The organism is Clostridium sp. BSD2780061688st1 H5 (assembly GCF_005845155.1).
Lineage (GTDB): Bacteria > Bacillota > Clostridia > Lachnospirales > Lachnospiraceae > Claveliimonas > Claveliimonas intestinigallinarum.
On record NZ_SPGT01000025.1, the window covers coordinates 1 to 1,969 of the forward strand.

Annotated in this window: 5 protein-coding genes; all 5 read right to left on the reverse strand. The window is 47.9% G+C overall.

All coding sequences use genetic code 11. From position 1 onward, the window contains the following. Nucleotides 1-41 precede the first annotated feature (41 nt). Nucleotides 42-704 carry a DUF5688 family protein gene (locus FGQ86_RS13400; RefSeq protein ID WP_138304617.1) on the reverse strand — a complete coding sequence of 221 codons (663 nt, stop codon included), beginning with the start codon at nucleotides 702-704 and terminating at the stop codon, nucleotides 42-44. Further along, on the reverse strand, nucleotides 649-801 hold the full coding sequence (locus FGQ86_RS16330) for a hypothetical protein (RefSeq protein ID WP_195639069.1): 153 nt from the start codon (nucleotides 799-801) through the stop codon (nucleotides 649-651). Before FGQ86_RS16330 ends, FGQ86_RS13400 begins: the two co-directional genes overlap by 56 nt. Beyond that, nucleotides 798-914 carry a DUF3789 domain-containing protein gene (locus FGQ86_RS13405; RefSeq protein ID WP_138304619.1) on the reverse strand — a complete coding sequence of 39 codons (117 nt, stop codon included), beginning with the start codon at nucleotides 912-914 and terminating at the stop codon, nucleotides 798-800. Before FGQ86_RS13405 ends, FGQ86_RS16330 begins: the two co-directional genes overlap by 4 nt. Nucleotides 915-1,090: 176 nt before the next feature. Then, nucleotides 1,091-1,495: a hypothetical protein gene (locus FGQ86_RS13410; RefSeq protein WP_138304621.1), complete on the reverse strand. Its 405-nt coding sequence runs from the start codon at nucleotides 1,493-1,495 to the stop codon at nucleotides 1,091-1,093. Nucleotides 1,496-1,509: 14 nt separating this feature from the next. Then, on the reverse strand, nucleotides 1,510-1,969 hold a 460-nt coding region (locus FGQ86_RS13415), incomplete at its 5' end, for a toprim domain-containing protein (protein WP_138304676.1).

Here is a 1,969-nt window from a genome sequence, read left to right on the forward strand (position 1 = left end):
TGATTTATTTGAAATGCATTTCTGCAATTCATACAAAATATTCATTTTAGGTCTTGACTTTTAATAGTTAGACTTTCCATCAGGTTTTCTGCCTGAAAGGGCGCTCCCATTACTTCCATCATAGCCTGTTCCATGCTCATCAGATACGGCGGTTTTTTCTGCATGGAATTTTCCAACGCTTTTTCATACACATCCTGCGGACGGATATCCCATAACCGCATCATCTCATGCGTCACTTTGATACTCCCTATGCCATCGCCGTCCGGAGCCGGCAGTTCGATCCTGCAGATCACTGACAGATCTTCCATTTGTTTATGCGGAATCAGCGATAACATCTTCTGATTCGCTTTTGTGTTGATGATCTGCAGGGAAAGATAGTCCTTAATGGAATCATAATTGGCAGGATTGATTTCTTTCGGAAGTTCCTGTACGCCCAGGGCTTTCTCAGATACCTGGACAATATCATCCATAATTTTGTCCAATGGTTCGCCACTGCGGGCCTGATCATAAAACGGCTCCATATAGATTATCGGAGCCAGCTCTCTTCCCGGTATGTTAAAAATAATTCCTGTCTGGATCGAACCATTATTTTTCTGCTGCTGCGTAACCTCACATTTTACATTCCGGTATTCATCCGGAAGATGTTCCTTAATCTGCTGTGTTACGCCCTCTGCGAACGCCTTCACTGCCACCGTGCTGCTCATGCTGTTCATCCCCCTTTCCTGTTAATATCTGCTGATATTTCTTCAAACGCTTTTTCTTTGTTTCCTTCTCTTTTAAAAGAAGCTCCATCCGTATCATTCTTCCACCTCCCGGTCATGTCTGTACAGACGGTTGATCTGCATAAGGCACATCATAGCCACGCCGATCATACCGCCCACCATTGTTCCAACGATAAACTGGATCATCTTCATTCTTACCTCCGCATTTTCTAAAGGGTTTCAGGGATTTTTCCCTGACAAGCTGCCGCAGGACTGCCGGACGACAGTCTGGCAATCCAAAGGCGTTGCTTGCTGGTATTGTGTATCCTACTCCGCCTGCGCTCCGTTCCCGCCTCCGGCGGCTCATTACCTGCCGACAAGAAAAGCTGTCATGGCTGTTTTTCTCCCTCCGGATGGGTACATCCGCCGCACTCCGGGCAACGCCAGTGGCAGTTTTCACACTCCTCATCTCCGCAGACACCATAGTCAATCAGTCTGCAAGTGCCACATTTTTTGCAGCCATACTCGCAGTTACGGCATCGATCATCCCGATCATTTACAATGCATTCTCCGCTTTCCGGGCAAAGATAGGAGCAGTGGTCACAGTCTCCTGGACAATCCCTCGCCTCTTTTTCTTCAACTACAATGCCGACTACTTCGCCTCCCTCCATGTTCAAAGCCTCTCCGGACGTGATCATATCCCGCAGAATCCGGTCAATTTCTTTCCGGTTAATGGCTCCTATCGCAACCTTTTTTCTGTGAATGATCCTCAGATCATACTGAACTGTTTTCATAAAATCCTCTCTTTCTACCGTTCAAAGCTTCTCTCTCTGTGGTGTTTTTCCCGCTTTGTCTGCCGGATTCCCAGCCGGATACACAGGCTGTCATTACAGTCTTTTCCCTGCTTTGGCGGCTCATCTCTGGTCTTATACTTCTCTGGCAGTACCGTTCGGATGGCCCGTGTCGCAAGCCTTCCCGTCCGGTCATTGTCCAGATGAAACACCACCCGATCCACCTCCGGATGTTCTTTCAGAAAGCGGGTCAGCGCCGCTGGAACCTTGCTTTGCTCGATTTCTTTGGCAGGCTGATACACGCCAGCAAGGGATAACAGGTGCGTTTCTCTCCAATTTCCCCCGTTCAGTTTTTGCTCCGTAGCATAAGATAACAGGTCAATTGCTGACTCAAATAGATGGACTTCGCAGCATTTTTCTTCTGCCGGGATACAGAAAGAATAGTTTTTGTCGCTCCCGGACGCCTCCCCGACAAAC